A 23,107-nucleotide genomic window follows, 5' to 3' on the forward strand; every position below is an offset into this window, starting at 1 on the left:
TGTTCCACTCTTCATTTGTGGTTCGAACTCACCGCAACATCACGCTACAATCAATACTGCTGACTGCGTGAAAACGGGTCACCGCGTGTAGCCCACCGCGTGTAGCCCACCGCGTGTAGCCGAACATAAAAACGCACAGCGACATGCTGACATGCCGCCGAAAAAAACGTACACAATAACGTTTCGGCGAGGGGTAACGCAACCAGGGGAATGCGTGTGAACAAAGACAGTCCGGCGCTGATGGCGCTATCCCGTCTATTTGACACTGCGCCGATGACGTCGGTGCTACCATCACTGTACGAGACCGATGGATTCATTTTTGCGGTAGCGGCCTCACCCGAAATACCGATGCCTGAACGCTGGATGCCGCAACTGATCAACGCCAGCCATGGCGGGTTGAACAATCATGATGTCGACAACATGGCAGACGCCTTTATGGCGTGTTTACGCTGTCATCTTGATGCCATGAGACATGACGAGATATTGCTGCCGCTTGCCTGTCGCTGGCACGAAAATGAAAGTGAGGTGCCAACGGCATTACGTGACTGGCTAAAAGGCCTGCTACGCGGGCACCAGCAGGCAGAGAAAGACTGGCAGCAGGCCTGGTCACAGGCTGCCGGAGACGAAGAAACCCAGTCCGCCCGTCTACAGCGGAGCCTTCGTCTTTTTTCTACACTTGCCGATGTTGGACTGGCAATGGAGATGCGTAATGCTCAGCAACAGGCTGCACTGCAGGAGAATTTGCCGCTGTTATGGCGTCAGCTTCCCATGCAACTGCAGGACTATGTCGCGCTGGCGGGGGAACTGGCCGAAGCACTGCCGAATCAGTTTGAGACCTTCAGCCGCGCTGCTGATGACGCTGATTAAGCGTATGCTTCAGTGATGCCACGTATTTGTCGAGATCAGATTTGGCGCTTTCATACGCCACATTAAGCTCTGAGGATTCGGGATCTCGCATCAGTGCCCGGAATGCATTATCGGTGCGTTCCAGCAGCACTTTCAGATGCTTATTGGTTACATCCATGTTGTCGGTGTCCTTTTTTCGATGCCTGTGTGTGGCGTTGTCAGCCAGTTCAGAATGGTTTGACAACCGCCAGAATGACAATCGCCAGTATAAACAATACCGGGATTTCATTCACAAAACGGTAAAAACGCGCACTGTGCGTATTTTTATCCGCAGCAAATTGTTTCATTAATTTATATAAGTAGAAGTGATAGCCGTAAACTGCAAGCAAGAGTGTTAATTTTACGTGCAGCCAGGCTGACATGGATAACCACGCCATGCCGTAGGTCACGATGAGCGCAACCCCGAACACCAGGGTTAGTATGGCGAACGGTGTCACGAACCACCACAGTCGGCGTTCCATAACCTTAAAATGTTCATGCACGGCTTTATCTTCCGTTTCAGCATGATAGACGAATAACCGGGGCAAATAAAATAACCCGGCCATCCAGGCGAGCATGAAAAAAATGTGCAGGGCTTTGAACCACAAAATCATTACTGCTTATTCCTAGTATTGTGCGCGTTGGAGAAAGTTCTGGAGAATATTCCAGGTAATTACCCCACGGATCTGGTCCGGCTCGTTGTCATAGATAAACACTGCACCGGAACGGGCATTTTTGAGTTTTTCGTAGACTTCGTTGAGGGTGGACTGGGCATCCAGACCTTCCATTTCATAATATTTGAGCGCGGATGCTCCGTGTTCAAGGCTCACGTCAAACTGAACCAGGCGGTACTGTACGTCCAGCTCAAACTTTGACTGCTGAACCACAATGTCAGTCGGGTTATTCGACAGATAATTTTCCAGTGCCTGCTGAGGTGCATCGTAGAACAGTTTGAACTGACACTGCATGGCAGCCAGCACGCCGGTTTTCTCCAGTGCCTCGCGGATAGACGAAATGGCATAGGGCAGGTTCTGATAATCCAGCTGACGGATAAAAATAGAGCGGTTGCCAAGAAACTGGGTCGATGTGACATAGGCAGGCACAATGACCAGCATCGCAGGCAATATAATCTGCGGGCTGTATGACAGTTCCATCACCGCTGACAAGGCTGCCAGTGGTGCGTGCAATACGGCAGTCAGCATGCCTGCCACTCCCAGCAGCGCAAAACTGCTGGTGTACTCATCGGTATCCAGCAAGGAGCTTAGCGGCAGCAACAGCACTGCGCCGGCAAGCATGCCGATAACCATGACCGGTCCCATAATCCCGCCGGGAACACCGAGCCCGATGGCAAATACGGCCAGCAGGACCTTGGCAATCAGAATGCTGACCAGCAACAGAGTACCGGGATGACTGTCGAACATGCGTTCAATATCAACGAAATTGGCACCGAGAGATTCAGGCAGCAGCATGCCGATACCGCCGGTGATAAGTGCGGCCAGGACAAGGCGCCATATCATGCTGACAGGCCTGAACAGGGCCATGACTCGCATCAGCTGGTTGTTAAACAGCGTCGCCAGCATGCCGAGTAACACGCCGAAAATAATCAGGTAGGCATACATCCAGCCACTGACATCTCCGAAGGACAGGAATGACAACTCGTTGATTTCGCCAAACACCATGCGGGTCAGCACCGAACCGCAGGCGGCGGCCAGCATGACCGGGACGAAGATATGAATTTTGTACTCCCGCAGTACCACCTCCATCACAAAAATAACGGCAGCGAATGGCGTGTTAAACGAGGCTGAAATGCCGGCTGCAATACCACAGCCTGCGAGGATCCGGATACTGTTATAGGGCAGTCTCAGCCACTGCCCCAGCATACTGCTGCTGGCGGCACCAAGATGCACAGAGGGGCCTTCCCGGCCAACGACAAAGCCACCGGCCAGGGCCAGCATGCCGCCAAAGAACTGATTGATGGTAGTACGAAAGGGCACGTAGCCGTAAAAGTATTTCACCCGGTGGATAATGAAGGGGATACCCATCCGGTAATGTTTAAACCCTGTCAGGTAGGCAATAAGCAGGATCAGCGCAACGCTGATTAGCGGCATCAGAAACCACACGGGCCAGTCATTATTGAAGCTGGTACGCAGATAACCAAATCCGCTGTGCTGAAGCCACTCTACACACAGCCGAAAAAGAATAATCAGCGACGCAGCGGCCACACCACCGACAATGCCTAACAGGCAAAGCTGAACGGAGGTACGTGGATGAGCAACCTCATGTCGTAGAACTGACAGCCACATCATGCGAAGTGTGATAGAGTTGATGCAAAAGTGACTTAAGTCTAACACAATTGCTTTCAATTCATCACGTTATGTTAGCGCCTAATTACGCGCGTGGTAGTCGTTCATGAACACACAACATCCGTCATCAGGCGTACAGCGTCTGGTGCTGCTTGCTGCGCTTTCGGCCATGGTTTTTTTTGGTTATCAGCTGGCAAATTTTTTTCATGCTAATGACAACAGTAAGGTTGCAGCGCAGTCACAAACCATCTCGTTTCTAAAAAATGAGAATCAGGCGCTGATCCGCCAGCTACATGAGACCGACGTTCAGCTGGAGCTGGCGAAAATGGAGGCGGAACAGTTACTGGCAGCGCAGAATGAGCTGAAGGCCAAACTGGAAGAGGCGACAACCCGACTGGCGTTTTATCAGCATGTAATGGCTCCCGAGCACACCCAGGACGGGTTCTTCGTTGACGGCGTTGAAGTTATTCCGGCGGCCAGCACAGGCTATTTTCGTCTGCGTTTTGTGCTGCTGCAGCAACGACAGAACAAAGCGGTGGTGAAGGGAGATTTAGCCATTGCCATAGAGGGAAGCCGCGACGGCGCGCCTTATACCCTGGAGGCGGGTACCGATGCGTTTTTGCCGGACGGCGGCATTAAATACCGCTTCAAATATTTTCAACCAGTCAGCTTTGAGTTCCGGCTGCCCGACAACTTCGTCCCTGAATACCTGCGGTTTACCACGACCGTGTACCAGTACACCACGCGCCGCGGTGACTACCAGGTCAATATTTCCTGGGAGGAAGCGCTCAGTGGTGTCAACGCCGGCACCGGTGACTAACGTTTGCCGGACAGTGTCGTATCTTTCAGAAGCAGCCCAAGTTCCGTTTCGGCCAGCCGGATAACATGCTCATCCAGTGGTGGCGGAGACACGTCCACGCCCTGACTCAGGCAACTGGCAACCGTCGCCAGTACTTCCGTGCGCGCGAACCATTTGTGATTGGCCGGAATAATGTGCCAGGGTGCCACGTCAGTATGGGTTTCTCTGAACATGTGGTTTGTCGCGCGAACGTAGTCGTCCCAGCGTGCCCGGTTTCGAATATCCTCAGAGGTCAGTTTCCAGCGTTTGGCCGGGTTGTGTAAGCGCTCTGAAAAGCGCCTGAGCTGTTCGTCCGGCGTAATGTGCAGAAACAGTTTAACAATCCGTATCCCGTCATCGCTGAGCATGCGCTCCATCTCGTTAATTTCCCGGTATGCCCGGCGCCATTCATCTTTTGAGGCAAACTGTTCAACGCGTTCAACCAGCACCCGGCCATAGTATGAACGGTCGAAGATGACCAGTTGTCCCCTGACAGGCAGGCGCTGCACAAAACGCTGCAGGTAGTGATAGCGATGCTCGTCCTCAGAGGGCGCGCCAAAGGGGTAAACCCGCACGCCACGGGCATCCATTTTTTCCGTCAGGCGGCGGATAGCGCCGCCTTTTCCCGCAGCATCCCAGCCTTCCAGAATAATCAGGGCGGGACGCTGCTGGTGATAGTACGCCTGCTGGATAAGTGTCAGCTGCGTCTGTAGTGCCTCTAAACGGGCTTTGTAATCTGATTTATTGCCAATCTCTGGAAAAATCGCATGATGATTGTCAGGGAGTTGTGGGTATGAAGCAGAGTGGGGTGTTGACATAGTATGTAAGGATAACCAACTGAATATTCAGAGTAGACAGTAGCAGACATCGATAAAAAACGGGCGCGTTGCGCCCGTTTTTTTACACGTCCGGATTAGTAACCAGACTGCGTTACGCCATGGCCATAGTAGTCATCACGACCTGGTTTACCCATGTCCATGCTGCGCTTACGCAGCTCGGCCTTGACCTGTGCCGGCTTCATATCACCACCGTGTTCGCTGATGATAAGCGCGGCAACACCGGCTGCATGCGGGGCTGCCATACTGGTGCCAGCTGACCAGTACCAGCCGCCATTACCGGTACTGAATACCAGGTCAAATACCCAGCATGGTCTTGCCAGGCCTGCCACAGTACACCCTTCATTTCCTGGATAATCGACACTGCCACCTGGTGCGCCAAAGTCAACACCACTGGTGCCGTAGTTGGTGTATGAGGCCGGTACCAGAGAGGCATTATCCGGATCACCCGCCCAGTTCAGGGTGGTGAGTGCGCTGATAGGTACTGACTTTTCGCCAATGTCCATAAAGCGAACCAGGTTGCCATCGCCATCCTGATCCATGCCGTCATTACCGGCAGAGACAATCACGGTAGTGCCTTGCTGGTCGGCATAACTGATAGCCTGACTAACCGCAACGGCCAGCTTGGTAATGTCCTGATCGCGGGGCACCACAGCACCCAGGCTCATATTGATAACATCGGCATCAACAGAGGCGGCGTAGTAAATACCGGCAATAACGTCTGCGAACGAGCCGCTGCCAGCATCACCCAGAACTTTTACCAGCACCAGCTCCGCATCAGGAGCGACACCAATAGTCCCAAAACCGTTATCCGCCGCCGCAATCGTCCCCGCTACGTGGCTACCATGGCTGAAGGTGTCGGGCAGCGTGTATTGCAGGCCTTCACCAGTAAAGTCTGCACTCAGTGCCAGGTTAATGTTAGGCGCAAGATCGGGATGGTCGAGGTCGAAACCGCCATCCAGAACCGCGACGCGTACGCCCTGCCCGCGAATGCCCGACGCCCAGGCTTCCTGCGCATTCACAAAGTTATGACCCCACTGCAGATCGAAGAAGAAATCATCATCACTGCTATACGGCGGGTAACCGGCTTCATCGCCCAGTGCGATATCAGGGACCGGTTTGGCGCGATCAAAGACCACGTCGGCAACCACATCGGTGACGCCTTTCAGTCCTTTTAGCTCAGTGTCTGAGGACGCCACGGCGACCCCAAAAGGATAAACGGCTTTTAGCGTGCCGCCTTTGGCTTCAACCTGGGCTTTCAGGTTGGCTGGAAAATCTTTGCCTTTGGAGAAAAGTACGTAGTCTGCCGCGTGTGCTAAGGGACTTGCTGACGCGCATGCGACGGCGACAGTAAGAGCCGAAATAAGCTTTTTCATTAGAGTTCCTCGAGTTTATTTTTCGTTATATGCGAGACTCGATGCTCCAACTACTCGAAAATACTGCAGGATTTTATCGATAGAGTCGGTATCCGCAGATTAAAAACTAAACGATGAATTGCGCTTTGTAAATGTTTGAGAAGACAGGGTTAACTGGTCAGTGCAGCAGGACCGTGCCGCCAACAAGGGAGTGAGTTTACTGCGCACTGGCCATCAGGTCACAGCGGCTCAGCGCCAGCCGCGGTGGGCTGGTGAAAATCGCAAACGGGGAAGCGTTCATCAGCAGATTCATGCCCAGTATATTGTTTTTATTCGGCATGACGGCGACCTCTACGTTACTGAACTGACAGGATGTACCCAGCGTAAGCGAGGCAATCTGATAGCGTTTGACGGTACTGATATGGCCATTGGCCAGCCTCGCCCCTAACTGCCCAATAAATTCAACCGACGCGCCTTTAGCTTTTAATGCGTCAAATGTCTGCTGGTTAAGAATAATAATCGACGCACCGGTATCAACCATAAAGGTCGCTGTCAGCCGGTTATCCAGCACAGCACTGACGTACAGGGTATTGGCGTCGCTGCGTTCAAGCGTCACCTGCTGAGAAAAGTCCTCAGCCAGCGCAGAATGCGTTAGCATCAGCAATGCCGTTAGCAGGATACCGCACCATTGTCTGACCATAAGCCGGCCCGTGAAAAATGAACGTAAACCACTATCGCAAAATTCAGGCCAGCGAAATATGAGCCAATAGTGTAATTATTGCGCTTTTTTTCACCGAAACAGGGCGATGCCAGGTATCTGTTGCACCACTTTGATAAGTGATGCCAGAAAGTAACAGCAATATATCCCTTTTCTGATAGTCAATAGCTATTGCGAACAGAGATGAACCTGAGCGTCTTTCTATCGTAAATTATTCGTGTACTTGTTGCTTTGAGGTAATACATGATGAAAAAACGCATTGCATTGTTGTCGCTGGTTTGTGCGTTCACCAGCCAGTTCGCTGTTGCTGAAGAAACCCGACAAGTCATGGTAGTGGATACCAGCGGTAAGCCCCCGTTCAAGCGCTCCATCGTAGAGGTGCCGGTGTCAGACATCGCGCAGTTTGAGGCGGTGTCGCAGAATGAACTGGAAACGACCCGACAAACGGTGGTTGACTATCGTGGCAAGCCGCCGTACAGCCGCCGGGTTGTCGAAATGCCAGTGGTTGATGTTGCGCAGTTTGAGGAAATCACTGACGCACAGAACCGGGATAAATTAAAGGGCTCCCGTCCCCCGTTTAAGCGGTAACTCCCTTGTGTGGCAGCATCTCCGGCTGTGCGGATGCTGCATTTTTGCCGGCAGTCTGGTTGCGCAAGCATCCACTGCCGGTTTTGTTTTTCAGAACTGATAAATCCTGCCTGTTATTGCTGTCCGTTTCCCTTGCCATTGCCGATGCCCTGGCGCACGCTAATAGTTGATGTATTTGGTCAGGTATTAGATAATTCGATCAGACGCCAATGTGCAATAGTTCACAGTATGTTTTAAGAGGTGGATATGACTGTAGAGACCGCAATGCCAATCGAGTTTTCGGATGCGGCTGCCCGGAAGGTGAAAGAGCTGGTGACGGAAGAAGAAAATCCGGCGCTGAAGCTTCGGGTGTATGTGACTGGCGGCGGTTGCTCTGGCTTTCAGTATGGTTTTACCTTCGACGAAAAAGTGAACGAAGGTGACATGACCATTGAAAAAGATGAGGTCACGCTGGTGGTCGACCCGATGAGCCTCCAGTATCTGGTTGGCGGCGTTGTCGATTATGTTGATGGCCTCGAGGGATCCCGCTTTCTGGTTAACAACCCCAATGCGACAACCACCTGTGGCTGTGGTGCCAGCTTCAGCATCTGATAAGCGATGCTGAAGGGCCGCTTGCTGGTTTGTTGATATACGCATACCCTTTGCCATACGTAAACAGCTAAACGTGATTTGAAGGGATAAGTGATGAGCTCAATGAAACTGTACGGGTCAACAACCTCACCGTACGTCAGACGCATCAGAATGGTTCTTGCCAATACGCCTCATGAGTTTCTGAATCTGCAAATACTGTCAGGTGATGACCGGGTATTACTGGCGTCGCGCAATCCTGCGATGAAAATTCCCTGTCTGGAAGATGACGGGCAGATGCTGTTTGACTCCAGAATTATTTACCGCTATCTGGCCGACAAACTGTCTCATGCCCCGTTGTCCTGGGAAGCTGAAAACCAGCTTACTCTGATTGATGCGGCCACAGATTCGTTTGTACAGTTACTGATGCTGACGCGCTCAGACATCGATACCAGCCAGGACCGTCTGCATTTCCGCCTGCAGCGGGAACGGATTGAGGAGGTCTTCTCAGCGCTGGAATCGCAGCTTGAGCAGGGCGGCTTCAGTGGCTGGCACTATCCGGAAATTTGCCTGTTTTCGCTGGTCGACTGGGTTGAGTTTCGCGAATTACACTCGCTGGCTGCCTATCCGCAACTTCGCGCTTTCAGAGACCGTCACATTGACCGTATTGAAGTGACCGCAACCGATCCGCGTCAGTAACCCAGCGTAAAATCAATCACGTGTTCAAGTGCTTCACTACGGGTGAAGCGCTTCGCGTTCCGGATAAAAATATCGGCAATATCCTGTGGCCGCGAAATCGCGGCCGTATGCGATGTGATATGAATATTCGGATGTGACCAGAACGGGTGCGAGGCTGGCAGTGGCTCATGTCTGAAGACGTCAAGCACGGCCGCCCGAAGGTGGCCCTGATCCAGTGCCGCTATCAGTGCATCATCATCAAGTGCGCTGCCTCTGCCGGCGTTAATCAGACAGGCCCCACGAGGCAACGCGGCGAGAAAAGCTGAATCGATAGAGCGTGCTGTGTCAGGCGTGTCCGGCTGTAAATTCACTAAAACATCGCAGTGGGCGGCAAAGTCGAGTTTTTGTGCGCGTGTGTACATGGCATCAAAACCCAGCAAATCCGTATTGTTTCGGCGTAGCCCGATGATGCGCATGCCAAATGCCCGGGCAGGCGCGATGAGCGCCTGCGCAATAGAGCCCGCGCCCATTACACCGAGTGTTTTATCCGCCAGGCGTTCAGTGGGGGCTTCATGCCAGCACGGCGGTGTTGCTGATTTTTGCTTGTTGAAAGTGGCGATATTGCGCGAAAAGTACAGCAGGTAAGCAAACACATATTCGCGCATCTGCTCACCAAAAATGCCCTTTACGCCTGTCAGTACATAGTCCTGCTTTTGCAGCTTTACCAGCGGGGCTACACCTGCCCAGGTTGACTGACACCAGCGTAGCCGGTCTGAATGAGGAATGATCGTGGCCGCCAGACCTGGGTCGGCCAGCAGTACGTCGAGTTTTGCGGCGGCTACACGGCCGGGGTCGTCGGTGACATCCGCCAGTGTAAAGTGGGACGGCAGCCGGTCACGAACCAGCGCAGCAAGCTCGTCGGCGTCACGGCTTAAAATGGAATACGTCACAGCAGAGGTCATCATGGTTTTCCAATTATCAGTAAACTTTTCTTTCCTGTCACATTGCGGCGTGTTCAGACAATGTGTTTATAAATTGTTATTAAAAAATTACATTTGGGTGAAAAAGTAAAAGGATATCGTTTTATGCAGTCACCCTTTGAGAACGCGAAGCTTCTTTCTCCCCGTCGTAACACCACCGCCGCAGACTCTGTTGAAAGCCTGGTTAGTGAACAGCTTGATCACTTTGGTATTGCGGCTGACAGCGATTACGGCAAAGCGCTTGCCGCCACCGCCAATCACCTGTATCACGCGCAGTCTGATGTCATGCGTTTGTGGGATATTACCAGCAATACGCTGAAATCTCTGAATAAAGAAGACCGTGTCGCGTACTTCAATGCAAAGAAGTTTCTGTCGTTCCAGATTGCCAAAATTCTGGATACGCTGCAAAACCCGTTTCGCGCTACTTACCAGAGCCTGGCCGGCGGTAACGCCTCACAGGGCCACTATCCGCTGTTTGATAACGTGACGGCGCTGTTTTCCGCCACACCGGTGATTGTGAGAACCGCGACATACGTTTATGCCTGTACCGAATGGGTAGATGACGCTTTCCAGGGTAAAGAGTTTACCCACCAGATTTACTCGCGACTTCTCAACCCGACCAATATCTCACTGGCTAATGCGATTGTCGATATGGAAGCGGGACCGTACGCGGCAGATTATCTGGCGTGGAACTTCAACTCGGGAATGGCCGCTATTGATGGCATGCTGTCTAACGTGCTGACGCACGGTGATGTGCTGGTGGTGTCTCGTAACGTGTATGGCGGTGTTTATCAGCTGCTGCATGATTATTTTGCGCGGGCGAACCGAATGGATATTCAGCTGGTCTGGTTTGACGGCTATACCAAAGAGGAGTTCGAGGCGTGTCTGGAAAGAGCGAAAGCGACGCACAAACAGCGTCTGGCTGACGGCGCTAATCTGCACGTGTACCTTGAGTCGCCGTGTAACCCACATGGTTATGTACTGGATGTGCCGGCGATTTGCCAGCGTGCGCACCAGGAAGGCGCGCTGGTGATGCTGGACTCAACACTGGCCACGCCTGAACTTCATCAGCCACTGCAGCATGCAGACAAAGCAGCACGCCCTGACTACGTGGTGCACAGCTACACCAAGGATATCTGCGGTAGCGGTGCGACTACAGCGGGTGTGGTGATCGGTGAAGCATATCGGATGTTCCAGCCTAAAGGGGCATGTGTGAACGGCTACGACTGGTCTAAGACGCTGTTCTGGGATGTGTATTACATCAAGGGGGCATTCCTTGATTCAGAAAAGGCGTTTGATGTGCTCAACGGTATGAAGACACTGCCGATGCGCATGATGAATAAAGTCATCAATACACGGGTCTTTACGGCGTTTCTGAATTCCCATCCGAAAATCCGGGTTAACAGTCATGCGCTGCCTGAGCACAGCAATGCCGGCCTGCGTGAAAAGCAGCATCGTCACGGCTGGCCGTGTCCGTTGTTTACCGTTGACATGGCTGAGGCAGGGCTGTCGCGTGAAACCTTTACCCGTTTCTTCGATGCGCTTGAACCGGCATTCAGCCATCAGGTGAGTATCGGCCAGACCAACACCATTATTCTGTGCCCGGCGCTGACGTCACATTCAGAACTGAGTACCGAAGAACAGAAGAAAGCAGGGATTGAGCTGACCACCATGCGTATCGCTATGGGCACTGATGACGTGAAACAGCTGATGGCGCACTTTGTGCTGGCGGCAAAGCACTTCATTGAGCCTGCACTGCTCGGGTTCTGTGAAGGCTTCATGTCTCCGGCAGACGTCGACAAGCTGTATGCCACCATGAGTACCGAGGTGTGTCAGCAGCGTTTTGATGATGCGCCGTCAATGCAGAGTCTGCTGGATAAATAGCGTCTTTGGCCGATACCCTGTAGACTCAGAATTACCATCGGTCAGGCAGGGTATCGGTATGTTCCACTTCACTTTAAATGCGACATTTCACGCCGCGTTGACACCGGTTTTCGACGCATTTCATAAACCTGAGTTGCTCATGCAGTGGTTTGCGCCTGGCGATGTCATGGTGTCGCAGGTCATGTCAGACTTTCGCGAGGGCGGGCGTTACCGGATTGTGCTGCTCGAAACCTCGGGACAGCAGTACGCTCTGACAGGGCAGTACACGCACATTGTGACCAATGAGCACCTTGCCTTCTCATGGGCCTGGGAAGACAACCAGGAAGAATCAGTCATTACCGCAGTAGACATTCGTTTTGATGAACAGGACAAAGACACGACGCATGTCACGCTGACACACAGCGGCTTCATGAATGCGGCTGAGCGCGACCAGCATCAGCACGGCTGGATGGCCTGTCTGGAGAAACTGGCCTCTCTGCCGCTAAGTGACGCGTTGCGCAACACACACTAAAACAGCAGGCGATGCCTTGCTCAGGCATCGCCGATAACTGGCTAGCTCAGGCTGTTCAGCGACGCTTTTCCGGTCGCCTCTTCGTAGGTTGGGAAGTCGCTGTAACCTTCTGCACCACCGCCATACCAGGTCGACGGATCATCAAATGCAGCCAGCGGATAGCCTTTTTCAAAGCGGGTCGGCAGATCCGGGTTAGTGATCCACGGACGTCCGAATGCGATTAGATCGGCGTCGCCGTCAGCCAGTCGTGTCTCAGCATCTTCCTGGGTGTAGCCGCAGTTGCCGATGATCACGCCATTGAACAGCGCACGAAAGTCTGACAGCGTCATTGGCTCGCCGCGGTCATGGAAACCAAATGCCAGACCGTCCATCACATGCAGGTAACCAATGTTCAGGGCATTGAGCTGTCCGGCAACATACGAGAACAGTTCACGGTAATCATCGGCGCCCATATCATTAAATACGCCATTGGGTGACAGTCTGACACCTACCTGTTCAGCCGGCCAGACTGACAGCACAGCATCCATGACTTCGCCTAAAAAGCGGTAACGGTTTTCAATACTGCCACCGTACTCGTCATCACGCTGGTTACTGCGGCCATCCAGAAACTGGTTAATGAGATAGCCATTGGCTGCGTGAACTTCAATACCGTCAAACCCTGCGGCTTTGGCATTGATGGCGGCCTGTTTGTAGTCCTGTACGGTCCGTGCGATGTCTTCTTTTGTCATCGCCTTAGGGACTTCATAGGGCTTCTTGCCTTTCGGTGTATGAATTTCGTCGCCGTTAATTTTTACTGCCGAGGCCGATAGGGGCAGTTCACCATCATGGAAGTCGCTGTGTGACGCCCGGCCGGTGTGCCACAACTGCAGAATGATGCGTGAACCGGCATCATGTACCCGGCGGGTCACGGATTGCCAGCCTTCAACCATCTCATCGGTGTAGATCCCCGGTGAGTTTACCCAGCCGTTACCTTCTTCTGAAATGGCCGTTGCTTCTGCAATCAGCAGGCCGCCACCCGCGCGCTGGACATAGTAATCACCCATAATTTTATTCGGCACCCGGGTCGGACCCGCACGCCCACGGGTTAATGGCGCCAGGACCATGCGGTTTTTTAACGTGAATCCCGCCCATTTAAGCGGTGTAAACAACGGTGAATCTGACATGACGTCTCCTTGTTTCACTAATAAGTGCGTTGTACGCAAGAGCGGCATGACTGCCGCCATTGATGCAATAGTTACTCAATCAGGGCAAAGACGGATTGATTCAAGTCATCCGAATAGAGCAAAACGCACAAAGCCATAGCGAATTGCTATAAGGTGAGTGGCCGGTATTTTGTGACTGGTACGCGGCGCTGTAACGTTACAGCGCCTGCTGATAAATACGCAGGGCATCTGCGCGCTCAATGGGCACCGGGTTGTTCACCAGAAGCCGTGTTTGCAGCATAGCATCGTCTGCCAGGGTATCGAGCATCTCTGCCGGCACATTACACGCAGACAACGTCTGAGGGAGCCCCAGCTTGCCACTTAGTGCAAGGAAGTAGTCAGCCAGCGCAGCGGCCTTCTCGCCGGCGGTCTGGCCTTGTCCGGGGATCACGCAGTCAGCGATTTCGGCATAGTCTGCAAGGGCTGCCTGGGCGTTAAATCGCAATACATGTGGCAGCACCAGCGCGTTACTCAGGCCATGAGGAATATGAAAATGTCCGCCAAGCGGGTAGGCAAGCGCATGTACACCCGCCACCGGCGCATTGGCAAAGGCCTGGCCGGCCATATAGGCACCCAGCAGCATCGCTTCTCTGGCCGCCAGGTCATCCGGTGCCGAACAGGCCTGCTCAATGTTTTGCGATAGCAGCGCCAGAGCTTTCATCGCCAGTGTATGCGAGTAAGGATTACGCTTGACCTTACTGGTGATCGCCTCAATGGCATGCACCATGGCGTCAATACCAGTGGCCGCGGTTACCGGGGTTGGCATGCCAGTGGTCAGTGTCGCATCAAGCAGTGCTACGTCCGGTAAAAGCAGGGCCGATACCACCCCTGCTTTGGTAGTATTGCCGGTGGTGACAACCGCGACAGGGGTTGCCTCAGAGCCGGTTCCGGCTGTTGTCGGAATTAATACCAGCGGTAAACGGCAACCGCGAACCTGGTCAACACCGTAAAGTTCACTGAGGGTTTGCTGATTTCCGGGTTCCTGCAGACAGGCAAGCCGGGCTATGACTTTGGCGGTGTCCAGGGAGCTGCCACCGCCCAGCCCAATGATGCCATCGGCGTTATGAGCCAGTGCGGTTTCCACCGCCTGTTCAATCACCTCTTCTGGTGGATCGGCAATAACGGCATCAAATACTGCCACATTGTGGGTTTCAGACAATACCGATTCGACCGGTGCTAGCAGACCGGCGGCCACGATCCCCTTATCGGTAACCAGCAGCGGGCGCGTGACACCCAGTAGCGCCAGTTCATCACGTAACGCTGAAACTGCACCGGGCATGCAAATCATCTTTGGTACCGTAGTAAAGGTAAAACCCGTCATTGTTTTTCTCCGCAACACGACATCCGCTTAATCTTAGTGTAATGCGCGAAAACGGGCGCTTGAAGTTGTGAATAGAGAAGTATTCATCTGGTCAATACCCGTGTGTCATGTCGATACCTCTAAAAAATCAGCGCTGGGTTATTCACAAGTCGGTGACTTTTGGGCAAACTGTTGATGTGAAAAAGTTGTTAAGTCAGGCGTAATCCAGCGCCTGTGCAAGCCGAGATTGAAGTAGTGATAGAACATGGCAAGTCAACCTGTTCACTATTAGGGCAGGTCATCGCATTTGCAGCCAGAGGTCCATGGAACGACGAGGCAATGAAAAACGGTTCTAAGGTCGTTGGGCGTCTGATTCTGGAGGTTGATAAAACCCAGCCATGGGGACAAATCAGCTGCCTGGCAGGTGAAGCCATTATGCCGCCCTCTACGTTTGATATTTTCGTGAAACAGTCCTCACTTCGCCGGGAGGCTGGCCTGACCGCGCTGGCGCTGGTGATCTGTGACTCTGACATCATTACCACCATCAGGCAGCAGCTCAGTGACTGTTACACACGCGCCGGCATCAACCACGCGTTTTTTGATGACATTACGTCGGCCGCGCGCTGGCTGAGCGAACAGGGGATTGCCGTGGACATGGAGCCCGTCAGGGCGTTTTATGCCAGCGTGCCGTTTCTGCCCGACAACCTGACATAACCCCCTTGCTTATTGCGTCACCTGGCTGACCGTTTCACGGTAACGTTTGGCCAGTTTCTTTGCTCTTACCTGGTCGATGATCAGGCTGACCACGGGAGACAGCCACGTTGCACTGCTGCGACCTGCGCCGAGGCGACGTAGCTGGCGTTTGATGATCGCCATGGTAGCGAGACCGGCGAGTGTTTTGTCTTTCCAGGTAACGTGAGGCAGGTGGGCCGGAGGCGGGGCAGATGCGCTCTGCCAGCGCTTAGGCAAATCCGGCGTGAATGCCAGTGCACTGGCAATGCCAACCAGGGCAATACCGCTGTTAACCACCGTTTCTGCAGTTTCTCTGCGGCTTATCCCGCCGGTCGTCATCAGCGGTAACCGGGTCATGTCGGCGATGTCTTTAGCCATCTCCAGGAAGTACGCTTCCCGCGCCAGCGTGCGGTCATCCCTGGTACGTCCCTGCATTGCCGGTGACTCGTAACTGCCGCCCGACAGTTCAACGAAGTCAAGACATCGGGTGGCCTCCAGCAGGCTGACAACAGCTTTCGCGTCATCTACGTCAAAACCACCGCGCTGAAAATCAGCGGTGTTGAGTTTTACCGCAAGGATGAAGTCATTACCGGTCGCTTCCCTGACCGCACGTACGATATCCAGCAGCAACCGGGCGCGGTTTTCAATCGTGCCGCCCCATTCATCCTCACGCAGGTTGGTCAGCGGTGACAAAAACTGTGACAGCAGATAACCGTGGGCAGCATGAATTTGTACACCGTCAAACCCGGCCTGTCTGGCAAGCAGCGCTGTAGTAACAAAACGCTGTTTTACATCGTTAATGTCATCCGCCGTCATGGGGGAGGGCGTACCGAAAAGATGCGAGTGTTTTCCCATGTTCAGGGCAACCGCCGAGGGAGCAATCATTTTTCCTTTCAGTGCTGCAAACACCTGTCTTCCCGGGTGGTTAATCTGCATTACCAGACGTGCGCCGTTGCGCTTGCCGGATTCTGCCAGTGTGCGAAAAGCATCAAGGTGGCTGTCATCCTCCAGTGCCAGGCCGCCCGGTCCGGTCATGGCCAGTTTGTCGACCATCACATTGCCGGTGATGATCATGCCGGCACCCCCGTCAGCCCAGCGCTGGTAAAGCGTGAATAACGCCCTGCCTGGCTGCTGACCGGCTTCGGCCATATTCTCTTCCATTGCGGCTTTAACAATGCGGTTCTTTACAGTTTGGCCGCACGGCAAAACAAAAGGAGTAAACAGGGAAGATGTCATAGTATTCTCGTTATCGTCATCATGGTGCCGGGCAATACACCCCTAAAACAGCAGGCTGGCTGGCGCCGGTGACCGCCGGCAGGTTACCGGCCTGGTTATTCTCATATGCCCATGCCAGCCACGCAAAGGCCGCGCCCTCGACCGATTGTGGATCAATACCAAGATCGCCGGTCGTTAACAGCTGCGCGTGCGGCAGCGCTTTTGTCATGAGTTGTTCAATGGCACGCATCAGCGTCTGGTTAAAGGCACCACCACCACAGACGACAATGTCTGCTTCGCGGTCTGCAGAAAGTACACCGGCAATAGCGCTGACAATCGACTCTGCAGTCAGTGCCAGCAAGGTAGCCTGTACGTCTTCGGGCTTTGGGACGTCATCCAGCGACGCCAGAGCAGTGTTCAGCCAGTGCGGATTAAATCGCTCACGTCCGGTACTTTTGGGCGCAGGCTGTGAAAAGTAGCTGTCGCCCAGCAGGCTCGCCAGTAATTGCGGGTGTACTGTGCCGCTGCGTGCCCAGTTGCCACTGGCATCATAGGGCTGATTACGGTGCGTTCTGCACCAGGCATCCATCAGTGTATTACCCGGTCCGGTATCAAACCCGATGATGTCTGACGCTGTGTCAGCAGGTGGCAATACCGAGATGTTGGCGATGCCGCCAATGTTTACCAGCACGCGATAGCGGTCATTGGCCTGAAACTGAAAGGCATGAAAAGCAGGAGCCAGTGGCGCGCCCTGACCGCCAAGGGCAATGTCCTTTCGCCGAAAGTCACCGATGGTGGCAATACCCGTCTGCGCGGCCAGCGTGTTCAGGTCGCCCAGTTGCAGGGTGATGCCCGGCGTCAGGTCAGGATAATGACGAATCGTCTGTCCGTGTGAGCCAATCGCCCGGACAGAGGAGGGCGTCAGGCCGGTTTGTGCAAGCAGTGTGTTTACCGCGTCGGCAAAACACAGCGCCACTTCCCGGTCGGTTTGCGCTAACAGTGTGATGTCGAATGACACAGATTCGCACAATGCGTGCAGGCGCGACAATAAGTGTGGCGGATAGGGAACAGAGGCTTGCGCCCGGGTAATACATCCTGTCTGGCTGATATCACAGAGCACTGCATCGACACCGTCCATGCTGGTGCCAGACATCACACCAATGTACAGGCCCATGGGTTATTTCATCGCCAGCATGATCCGCTTGGTGTTATCCAACTGGGCCTCGCGCTTGGCAGCGATTTCCATAAACACGTCGCGTTCGTCAGCCGCAATGGGACGGGCCTTAGGCAGTTCCACGGTGCGAGGATTGCGATGCACCCCGTCGACCAGGAACTCATAGTGCACATGCGGACCACTGGCCAGCCCGGTGCTGCCAAGGTAGCCAATTGTCTGCCCCTGTTTCACCGTATCACCCACCTTCACTGCGCGTTTTTTAAAGTGCAGGTATTTGGTGGTGTATCGCTCTCCGTGCTGAATAAATACGTGGTGGCCATTGTATTTATCATAGGCCGACTTGATCACGCGGCCATCACCGGCCGCCATGACCGGCGTTCCTACAGCAGCGACATAGTCGGTGCCACGGTGGGCTTTCCAGCGTTTCTGAACCGGGTGGAACCGGGACTTGGTGAAGTTGGAGCTGACATATTTAAAATTAATTGGCGCGCGCAGGAAGCTCTTACGCATCGAGCGGCCTTCCGGCGTGTAATAACGACCGTCTTCATGGCGGATAGCCCGGAACTGCTCGCCCTGGTTGACGAACTCGGCAGCCACAATGTCACCGTAGCCGACAAATTCGCCGTCAATATACTGCTCTTCAAAAATTACGTTGAAGGTGTCGCCACGACGAATTTCCATGGCAAAGTCGATGTCCCAGCCAAAGATACCGGCCAGGCTCATAATCTGGTTACTGGTCATGCCCGCATCGATGGCCGCATTCCAGAAACTGGAATCAATTTCACCCTGGGCAAAGTTATAGCGAATTTCGACATCACGGGTTTCGATGTCTGCAACCAGTGGTTTGTCTGCCGCGTCATCATTGGCAGGTTTGATATGCAGCGTTTCAGTCGGTGACAGCTTGTAGCGTAAACCGGCAAACTCACCGTTCTCGCCGGTTCTGAATGACAGTTCATCGCCAGGCAGCAGCGTAACCAGAGTTTTGGCCATTTCACCAGAGTGGGTTACGTCATAGACATCACGCGCACTGAATCCAGCACGTTTGAAAATTTTGGCGAGGGTGTCGCCACTGCGCACTTTATAGGTTTGCCACTGACTGTCATCTTCAAGCAAAAGCAGGGTGTCGGCACTGTTAACGGCAATATCCAGCGGGTAGCGTACACCGGTATCCAGCTCCATGGCTTCAGCATGACGACTGGCTTCAACGGGCTCTGAGGGTAACAGCAGCAATCCGCCGACAACGACGGAGGCAACAGCCAGCCCGGCTTTGTGAGGATTGGGCAACCGTTTAAGTGTGGCTACCAGGTTATCGAAATGCATTCTCATCTTACTACCTACCCTGAGAATATCGCGGTTAACCACGACTTTCTGCTGAATACGTGCTCACCATACCATATTGTTTCACGGTTTTCTCGTTCTGCTCGCATTACACTTTCGTCGTGGCCTGTTGTTATGGTTATCGGCGCATTTTTGTTTCAACGCCAGTTTTTGAGCCCGGAAGCTTTCAATGGTTCCCTGTGATGCGTAAAATAACGCCCCTTAATTCCTGGACAAAAAACGAAGTGAAGTGAACCAATGACAGACTGGCAGACAGCATTCGCTGAAATTAAGCGCGGCACGGACGAAATCCTCCCTGAAGAGGACCTGATTGAAAAGCTTAAGTCAGGCAAGCCCCTGACTATCAAAGCCGGCTTTGATCCGACAGCGCCAGATCTGCACTTAGGGCACACCGTGCTGATTAACAAGCTGCGTACGTTTCAGCAACTTGGCCACAAGGTTGTCTTTCTGATTGGTGATTTTACTGGCCTGATTGGCGATCCTACCGGCAAGAACGTGACGCGTAAGCCGCTGACCAAAGAGCAGGTGCTGGAAAATGCCAAAACGTACCAGGAGCAGGTATTCAAAATTCTTGACCCTGAAAAGACGCAAATCCGCTTTAACTCCGAATGGATGAACGAGCTGGGTGCTGACGGTATGATTCGTCTGGCGGCGAGCCAGACCGTTGCCCGCATGCTTGAGCGTGACGACTTTAAAAAGCGCTATAACAATGGTCAGCCTATCGCTATCCACGAATTTCTTTACCCACTGGTTCAGGGCTGGGATTCTGTCGCACTGGAAGCCGACGTCGAGCTCGGTGGTACCGATCAGCGCTTTAACCTGCTGATGGGGCGTGAACTGCAAAAAGATCAGGGGCAGTCGCAGCAATCTATCCTGATGATGCCGCTACTCGAAGGGCTTGACGGCGTACAGAAGATGTCCAAGTCGCTCAACAACTATATTGGCATCACCGACACGCCTAACGAGATGTTTGGCAAAATCATGTCCATCTCTGATGAGCTGATGTGGCGTTATTTTGATTTGCTGAGCTTCCGCCCGCTGGAAGAAATTGCCGATCTTAAAGCGCGAATGGAAAACGGCGAGAACCCGCGTGACATCAAGATCCTGCTGGCCAAAGAACTGATTGCACGTTTCCACAGTGACGAGGCAGCCGAAGCCGCTCATCAGGACTTCATTCAGCGTTTTCAGAAAAATGCGATCCCAGATGAGATGCCGGAAGTAACGCTGAAGCTTGGCGATGAAGGGATGGCCATTGGCTATTTGCTTAAAGAAGCCGGTCTGGTTGCCTCAACGTCAGATGCCATGCGCATGATTAAGCAGGGTGCGGTAAAAATTAACGGTGACAAAGTCAGCGATACCCGTCTGGTGCTTAACGAAAAAGGCGAAAACGTGTATCAGGTCGGGAAGCGTAAATTTGCCCGCGTGACCCTGTCCTGAAGACAACACGTTGAATGCCCGGCGTCAGGAGCTTGAGCCGGATATGCCGGATGTATGCTTGGCTGAGGCGCTTCATAATGAATCTGTGGCAGAGGTGCTGCCGGAAGAAACCCTCCGCCGCAGGGACGCGGCGGCGGAGCCCCCATGGATGGGTTCACGGCGTGTTTCCGGAGGCAGCACCTCTGCCACGCAGTCATCCTGAAGTCCCTTTCCGCAGAAAGTGGCGGTGTACTCACCTTTACTCGGCGAACTTTGCCCAGGTGTACAACGCTCGTAACCCTAAGCGGCGAAGTCCGGCAAGCGGATAGCGCGGCAGCGGCGAGCTGTAAAGCGGCAGGGTGTGGTCACACTGCTCTGCGCTTTGCCCCTGCAGCATACGCTGCGCGAGGCGCGTGCCTGCCAGACCGGCGAATGACACGCCCGAGCCACAATAGCCCATCGCATAGCCCACGGGCGCATCGGGTTCTGTGTAAATGCGGGGCAGACTATCCAGAGACACACTTACCCAGCCGCTCCAGAAGTAATCCATGCTAATACCGTTAAGCGCAGGGAAGCTGTTTAGCATGGCGCGCATTAACCGCTGTTTTTCACTGCTGGCGCTGGCATGCTTGCCAGTCACGGCGCCGCGCCCGCCAAACAATAGCCGACCATCGGGCAGCGTGCGGTAGTAGTACTTCATCATGCGGGTGTCCATCATACTCATAGGACGATTCAGCCCGGTTTCCTGTTGCTGCGCTTCGGTCAGCGGGGACGTCACCAGAATACTGGACTGCACAGGAAACTGTCGGGAGTCTACCGCTTTATCAAAGGTGGGCGGCGTGTACGCATTGGTGGCAATCAGCACATGTTTCGCGTTAATGCTGCCGTGTGGAGTGGTGACTACCACATGGTCAGTATGACGCTGCAGGTTCAGTGCCGGTGTACCGCCATAGAGTGTTGCACCACGCGATACGGCTGCACGCGCCAGTCCGGCGGCCAGTTTCAGTGGGTTGACGGTCTGTCCGTCCTGAATCACCGCACCGTAACTGCCCTGAATGCGCAGGATGTCATTAAGTGCCGTGGCACTGACAAATGTGTTTGACGTACCTTGCACCGAGGCTTCAAGCCGTGCAGCATGTTTACGGGAATGCGCAATTTTAATATATGGCCCGTGCATGGCATCGCAGTCAATCCCATACTGGCTGATACGCGCATTAAGCAGTGTTACCGCCTGCTCAAATTCGCGCTGCATGCCCTCGGCTACGGTCGCGTTCCATTTCTTCGCAATAGCGTCGGCGCCAAGGCGACCAGTGCCCGTCAGCACGAACCCGGCGTTGCGCCCCGCGCAGCCAAAGCCGACGTCGTGGGCATCAATCAGCATCACATTCTGGTCAGCTTCTGCCAGTGTCAGTGCGGCGGACAGGCCGGTATAACCGCCGCCAATCACCAGAAAGTCGGTGCGACAGTCTTTCTTGAGTGGTGCGTGCTCTGGCAGTGCTGCGGTAGACAGCCAGTAGCTGTGAGGGCGCGGCGTATGTGGGGTGACGCGTGATAGCAGGGGGTCAAAGCTCATCGGAACACCAGCAGCATCTCAGCGCCCTCGCACTCGCAGTAACCGGGACAGACAGGACAATCATAGCCTTCATGGATGGACGAGTAGCGCCATTTGTTCGGGTGCTTTTTAATAAGCTGACCGCCGTTTTTCGAAAAATATCTGAACGCGCTGTTCCCCGGGCTGGCCAGCCAGATATGCGCCAGTCCGGCCTGTGCACCCTGGGCTTTGGCCTGCTGTATGGATAACGCCAGCATGCGACTGCCAATACCGCTACCCTGAAAAGCCGGATCGACAGTGTTGCATTTGAAATAGCATACTCTCGCGGGGTCCACCGGCCACGCATCCGGCGTGCACCACTCATCATGGTCCCATTTGTCATGTGCGTAGGTTAGTCGGAAACCGACAACCCGATCGCCCTTCAATGCGACATAACTGGCGTTAATCGCGTTGTGCCAGCCGCGCTGATAAATGTCATCCAGCGACTCAGGGGTAAGGTAGCCGTCACCCTGAACCTCGTTACCCAGTGTAATGACGCGTTCAAAGTGCTCAGGTGCCAGCGGCTGATAATCAAAAACGTCTTCTGTTGGCATGGCCCGGTTTCTCTTTTTGAATACTTTTAAGATGGAAATCGAGAGCTTCGGAGGAGATCAGCAACTCTCTGACTGACATCCACAGGGAATACAGCAGAAACAGCAAGGCAAGGCCGAACAGGCCGTTGCCCAGTTCCTGATAAGTCATATAAATGGTCAGCATGGACAGAGTGCAGAATAAAAAGCTGCCTACGCCGGCTATTTGCATGCGCTTGATAAGCTCAACCCGCTTATGCAGGTTTTTGATTTGCGCGCGCGAGTTCTCGTCATCATCGTCTTTGGTAAAGTTACGGATAACGGTGGCCAGCGTCAGAAATCGGTTGGTGTAGGCCAGCAATAACAATGAAATTGCCGGAAACAACATCGCGGGTGTGGCGATATCGATTTTCATAAGCCCTCGTCAGTTACTGAAATAATCAAATAAAGCGACGCAGTGTAGCAA

24 protein-coding genes are annotated in these 23,107 nt (G+C 53.7%); 9 read left to right on the forward strand and 15 right to left on the reverse strand.

The annotated features are described in order from the left end of the window. Positions 1 to 216: 216 nt before the first annotated feature. Complete coding sequence (locus tag AB1N33_RS03055) at positions 217 to 867, forward strand: UPF0149 family protein (protein WP_411270067.1); 651 nt, start codon at positions 217 to 219, stop codon at positions 865 to 867. Here AB1N33_RS03055 and AB1N33_RS03060 read toward each other — a convergent pair. From AB1N33_RS03060 to AB1N33_RS03070, 3 genes are read right to left on the reverse strand one after another with little or no spacing between them, the layout of a single operon-like run. After that, positions 839 to 1,024 (reverse strand): hypothetical protein, encoded by a 186-nt coding sequence (locus AB1N33_RS03060; RefSeq protein ID WP_411270068.1) that lies wholly within the window; start codon positions 1,022 to 1,024, stop codon positions 839 to 841. The genes AB1N33_RS03055 and AB1N33_RS03060 overlap by 29 nt on opposite strands. Positions 1,025 to 1,073: 49 nt before the next feature. Further along, complete coding sequence (hemJ, locus tag AB1N33_RS03065; RefSeq protein WP_411270069.1) at positions 1,074 to 1,499, reverse strand: protoporphyrinogen oxidase HemJ; 426 nt, start codon at positions 1,497 to 1,499, stop codon at positions 1,074 to 1,076. A gap of 12 nt (positions 1,500 to 1,511) precedes the next feature. Beyond that, complete coding sequence (locus tag AB1N33_RS03070; protein WP_411270221.1) at positions 1,512 to 3,188, reverse strand: chloride channel protein; 1,677 nt, start codon at positions 3,186 to 3,188, stop codon at positions 1,512 to 1,514. A gap of 106 nt (positions 3,189 to 3,294) precedes the next feature. Between AB1N33_RS03070 and AB1N33_RS03075 the strand changes: the two genes are divergently transcribed. Then, positions 3,295 to 4,008, forward strand: coding sequence for a DUF6776 family protein (locus AB1N33_RS03075; RefSeq protein WP_411270070.1), 714 nt, complete (start codon positions 3,295 to 3,297; stop codon positions 4,006 to 4,008). Here AB1N33_RS03075 and AB1N33_RS03080 read toward each other — a convergent pair. The 3 genes from AB1N33_RS03080 to AB1N33_RS03090 form a co-directional block, all read right to left on the reverse strand. Further along, the gene (locus tag AB1N33_RS03080) at positions 4,005 to 4,844 is read right to left on the reverse strand and encodes a polyphosphate kinase 2 family protein (RefSeq protein WP_411270071.1); all 840 of its coding nucleotides are present in this window, start codon (positions 4,842 to 4,844) and stop codon (positions 4,005 to 4,007) included. The two genes, AB1N33_RS03075 and AB1N33_RS03080, sit on opposite strands and share 4 nt — an antisense overlap. 95 nt (positions 4,845 to 4,939) lie before the next feature. Next, positions 4,940 to 6,238 (reverse strand): S8 family peptidase, encoded by a 1,299-nt coding sequence (locus AB1N33_RS03085; protein WP_411270072.1) that lies wholly within the window; start codon positions 6,236 to 6,238, stop codon positions 4,940 to 4,942. 196 nt (positions 6,239 to 6,434) lie between these two features. Continuing rightward, positions 6,435 to 6,875, reverse strand: coding sequence for a retropepsin-like aspartic protease family protein (locus tag AB1N33_RS03090; RefSeq protein WP_411270073.1), 441 nt, complete (start codon positions 6,873 to 6,875; stop codon positions 6,435 to 6,437). A 303-nt stretch (positions 6,876 to 7,178) separates the two neighbouring features. On the opposite strand from AB1N33_RS03090, the gene AB1N33_RS03095 reads away from it, so the two are divergent. From AB1N33_RS03095 to AB1N33_RS03105, 3 genes are all read left to right on the forward strand, one after another. Then, a complete protein-coding gene (locus AB1N33_RS03095; RefSeq protein WP_411270074.1) occupies positions 7,179 to 7,523 on the forward strand; it encodes a hypothetical protein in 345 nt (114 codons plus the stop codon). A gap of 246 nt (positions 7,524 to 7,769) precedes the next feature. Then, positions 7,770 to 8,114, forward strand: coding sequence for an iron-sulfur cluster insertion protein ErpA (gene erpA, locus AB1N33_RS03100; RefSeq protein ID WP_411270075.1), 345 nt, complete (start codon positions 7,770 to 7,772; stop codon positions 8,112 to 8,114). A 102-nt stretch (positions 8,115 to 8,216) separates the two neighbouring features. Further along, positions 8,217 to 8,789: a glutathione S-transferase family protein gene (locus AB1N33_RS03105; protein ID WP_411270222.1), complete on the forward strand. Its 573-nt coding sequence runs from the start codon at positions 8,217 to 8,219 to the stop codon at positions 8,787 to 8,789. Here the strand turns inward: AB1N33_RS03105 and AB1N33_RS03110 are convergent. Beyond that, entirely contained in the window at positions 8,783 to 9,733 is a 951-nt protein-coding gene (locus AB1N33_RS03110; RefSeq protein ID WP_411270076.1) for a D-2-hydroxyacid dehydrogenase, read from the reverse strand. The genes AB1N33_RS03105 and AB1N33_RS03110 overlap by 7 nt on opposite strands. A 120-nt stretch (positions 9,734 to 9,853) precedes the next feature. Between AB1N33_RS03110 and AB1N33_RS03115 the strand changes: the two genes are divergently transcribed. Both AB1N33_RS03115 and AB1N33_RS03120 read left to right on the forward strand, forming a co-directional pair. After that, on the forward strand, positions 9,854 to 11,632 hold the full coding sequence (locus AB1N33_RS03115; protein ID WP_411270077.1) for a trans-sulfuration enzyme family protein: 1,779 nt from the start codon (positions 9,854 to 9,856) through the stop codon (positions 11,630 to 11,632). Between the two features lie 58 nt (positions 11,633 to 11,690). After that, positions 11,691 to 12,143 carry an SRPBCC family protein gene (locus AB1N33_RS03120; RefSeq protein ID WP_411270078.1) on the forward strand — a complete coding sequence of 151 codons (453 nt, stop codon included), beginning with the start codon at positions 11,691 to 11,693 and terminating at the stop codon, positions 12,141 to 12,143. Between the two features lie 41 nt (positions 12,144 to 12,184). Here the strand turns inward: AB1N33_RS03120 and AB1N33_RS03125 are convergent, their stop codons facing one another. Together AB1N33_RS03125 and AB1N33_RS03130 are read right to left on the reverse strand one after the other, a co-directional pair. After that, positions 12,185 to 13,306, reverse strand: a complete 1,122-nt coding sequence (locus tag AB1N33_RS03125) for an alkene reductase (RefSeq protein ID WP_411270079.1) — start codon at positions 13,304 to 13,306, stop codon at positions 12,185 to 12,187. Between the two features lie 196 nt (positions 13,307 to 13,502). After that, the gene (locus AB1N33_RS03130) at positions 13,503 to 14,666 is read right to left on the reverse strand and encodes an iron-containing alcohol dehydrogenase (protein ID WP_411270080.1); all 1,164 of its coding nucleotides are present in this window, start codon (positions 14,664 to 14,666) and stop codon (positions 13,503 to 13,505) included. 213 nt (positions 14,667 to 14,879) lie between these two features. Here AB1N33_RS03130 and AB1N33_RS03135 point away from each other — a divergent pair, with 213 nt between their 5' ends. Beyond that, on the forward strand, positions 14,880 to 15,359 hold the full coding sequence (locus AB1N33_RS03135; RefSeq protein WP_411270081.1) for a hypothetical protein: 480 nt from the start codon (positions 14,880 to 14,882) through the stop codon (positions 15,357 to 15,359). A gap of 9 nt (positions 15,360 to 15,368) precedes the next feature. Here the strand turns inward: AB1N33_RS03135 and AB1N33_RS03140 are convergent, their stop codons facing one another. From AB1N33_RS03140 to AB1N33_RS03150, 3 genes are read right to left on the reverse strand one after another with little or no spacing between them, the layout of a single operon-like run. Beyond that, positions 15,369 to 16,613, reverse strand: coding sequence for an NADH:flavin oxidoreductase/NADH oxidase family protein (locus AB1N33_RS03140; protein WP_411270082.1), 1,245 nt, complete (start codon positions 16,611 to 16,613; stop codon positions 15,369 to 15,371). A gap of 19 nt (positions 16,614 to 16,632) precedes the next feature. Next, positions 16,633 to 17,766 carry an anhydro-N-acetylmuramic acid kinase gene (locus AB1N33_RS03145; protein ID WP_411270083.1) on the reverse strand — a complete coding sequence of 378 codons (1,134 nt, stop codon included), beginning with the start codon at positions 17,764 to 17,766 and terminating at the stop codon, positions 16,633 to 16,635. A 3-nt stretch (positions 17,767 to 17,769) separates the two neighbouring features. Continuing rightward, positions 17,770 to 19,092, reverse strand: a complete 1,323-nt coding sequence (locus tag AB1N33_RS03150) for an OapA family protein (RefSeq protein WP_411270084.1) — start codon at positions 19,090 to 19,092, stop codon at positions 17,770 to 17,772. A 249-nt stretch (positions 19,093 to 19,341) separates the two neighbouring features. Here AB1N33_RS03150 and tyrS point away from each other — a divergent pair, with 249 nt between their 5' ends. After that, positions 19,342 to 20,541, forward strand: coding sequence for a tyrosine--tRNA ligase (tyrS, locus tag AB1N33_RS03155; protein ID WP_411270085.1), 1,200 nt, complete (start codon positions 19,342 to 19,344; stop codon positions 20,539 to 20,541). Positions 20,542 to 20,779: 238 nt separating this feature from the next. On the opposite strand, the gene AB1N33_RS03160 is transcribed toward tyrS, so the two are convergent. From AB1N33_RS03160 to AB1N33_RS03170, 3 genes are read right to left on the reverse strand one after another with little or no spacing between them, the layout of a single operon-like run. Beyond that, on the reverse strand, positions 20,780 to 22,093 hold the full coding sequence (locus tag AB1N33_RS03160) for an NAD(P)/FAD-dependent oxidoreductase (RefSeq protein WP_411270086.1): 1,314 nt from the start codon (positions 22,091 to 22,093) through the stop codon (positions 20,780 to 20,782). Further along, positions 22,090 to 22,665: a GNAT family N-acetyltransferase gene (locus AB1N33_RS03165; protein ID WP_411270087.1), complete on the reverse strand. Its 576-nt coding sequence runs from the start codon at positions 22,663 to 22,665 to the stop codon at positions 22,090 to 22,092. The genes AB1N33_RS03160 and AB1N33_RS03165 overlap by 4 nt, the downstream gene beginning before the upstream one ends. Then, positions 22,643 to 23,056, reverse strand: coding sequence for a DUF2721 domain-containing protein (locus AB1N33_RS03170; RefSeq protein ID WP_411270088.1), 414 nt, complete (start codon positions 23,054 to 23,056; stop codon positions 22,643 to 22,645). The genes AB1N33_RS03165 and AB1N33_RS03170 overlap by 23 nt, the downstream gene beginning before the upstream one ends. Between the last annotated feature and the right edge of the window lie 51 nt (positions 23,057 to 23,107).

Origin of the sequence: Alteromonas nitratireducens (assembly GCF_040812025.1) — a bacterium.
Classification (GTDB): Bacteria; Pseudomonadota; Gammaproteobacteria; order Enterobacterales; family Alteromonadaceae; genus Alteromonas; species Alteromonas nitratireducens.

Bases quoted from the DNA above. Each gene is read 5' to 3' on its own strand.
- AB1N33_RS03060 (WP_411270068.1), bottom strand. From the start codon at position 1,024: ATGGATGTAACCAATAAGCATCTGAAAGTGCTGCTGGAACGCACCGAT.
- hemJ (WP_411270069.1), bottom strand. From the start codon at position 1,499: ATGATTTTGTGGTTCAAAGCCCTGCACATTTTTTTCATGCTCGCCTGG.
- AB1N33_RS03070 (WP_411270221.1), bottom strand. From the start codon at position 3,188: ATGTGGCTGTCAGTTCTACGACATGAGGTTGCTCATCCACGTACCTCC.
- AB1N33_RS03075 (WP_411270070.1), top strand. From the start codon at position 3,295: ATGAACACACAACATCCGTCATCAGGCGTACAGCGTCTGGTGCTGCTT.
- AB1N33_RS03080 (WP_411270071.1), bottom strand. From the start codon at position 4,844: ATGTCAACACCCCACTCTGCTTCATACCCACAACTCCCTGACAATCAT.
- AB1N33_RS03085 (WP_411270072.1), bottom strand. From the start codon at position 6,238: ATGAAAAAGCTTATTTCGGCTCTTACTGTCGCCGTCGCATGCGCGTCA.
- AB1N33_RS03090 (WP_411270073.1), bottom strand. From the start codon at position 6,875: ATGCTAACGCATTCTGCGCTGGCTGAGGACTTTTCTCAGCAGGTGACG.
- AB1N33_RS03095 (WP_411270074.1), top strand. From the start codon at position 7,179: ATGATGAAAAAACGCATTGCATTGTTGTCGCTGGTTTGTGCGTTCACC.
- erpA (WP_411270075.1), top strand. From the start codon at position 7,770: ATGACTGTAGAGACCGCAATGCCAATCGAGTTTTCGGATGCGGCTGCC.
- AB1N33_RS03105 (WP_411270222.1), top strand. From the start codon at position 8,217: ATGAAACTGTACGGGTCAACAACCTCACCGTACGTCAGACGCATCAGA.
- AB1N33_RS03110 (WP_411270076.1), bottom strand. From the start codon at position 9,733: ATGATGACCTCTGCTGTGACGTATTCCATTTTAAGCCGTGACGCCGAC.
- AB1N33_RS03115 (WP_411270077.1), top strand. From the start codon at position 9,854: ATGCAGTCACCCTTTGAGAACGCGAAGCTTCTTTCTCCCCGTCGTAAC.
- AB1N33_RS03120 (WP_411270078.1), top strand. From the start codon at position 11,691: ATGTTCCACTTCACTTTAAATGCGACATTTCACGCCGCGTTGACACCG.
- AB1N33_RS03125 (WP_411270079.1), bottom strand. From the start codon at position 13,306: ATGTCAGATTCACCGTTGTTTACACCGCTTAAATGGGCGGGATTCACG.
- AB1N33_RS03130 (WP_411270080.1), bottom strand. From the start codon at position 14,666: ATGACGGGTTTTACCTTTACTACGGTACCAAAGATGATTTGCATGCCC.
- AB1N33_RS03140 (WP_411270082.1), bottom strand. From the start codon at position 16,613: ATGACATCTTCCCTGTTTACTCCTTTTGTTTTGCCGTGCGGCCAAACT.
- AB1N33_RS03145 (WP_411270083.1), bottom strand. From the start codon at position 17,766: ATGGGCCTGTACATTGGTGTGATGTCTGGCACCAGCATGGACGGTGTC.
- AB1N33_RS03150 (WP_411270084.1), bottom strand. From the start codon at position 19,092: ATGAGAATGCATTTCGATAACCTGGTAGCCACACTTAAACGGTTGCCC.
- tyrS (WP_411270085.1), top strand. From the start codon at position 19,342: ATGACAGACTGGCAGACAGCATTCGCTGAAATTAAGCGCGGCACGGAC.
- AB1N33_RS03160 (WP_411270086.1), bottom strand. From the start codon at position 22,093: ATGAGCTTTGACCCCCTGCTATCACGCGTCACCCCACATACGCCGCGC.
- AB1N33_RS03165 (WP_411270087.1), bottom strand. From the start codon at position 22,665: ATGCCAACAGAAGACGTTTTTGATTATCAGCCGCTGGCACCTGAGCAC.
- AB1N33_RS03170 (WP_411270088.1), bottom strand. From the start codon at position 23,056: ATGAAAATCGATATCGCCACACCCGCGATGTTGTTTCCGGCAATTTCA.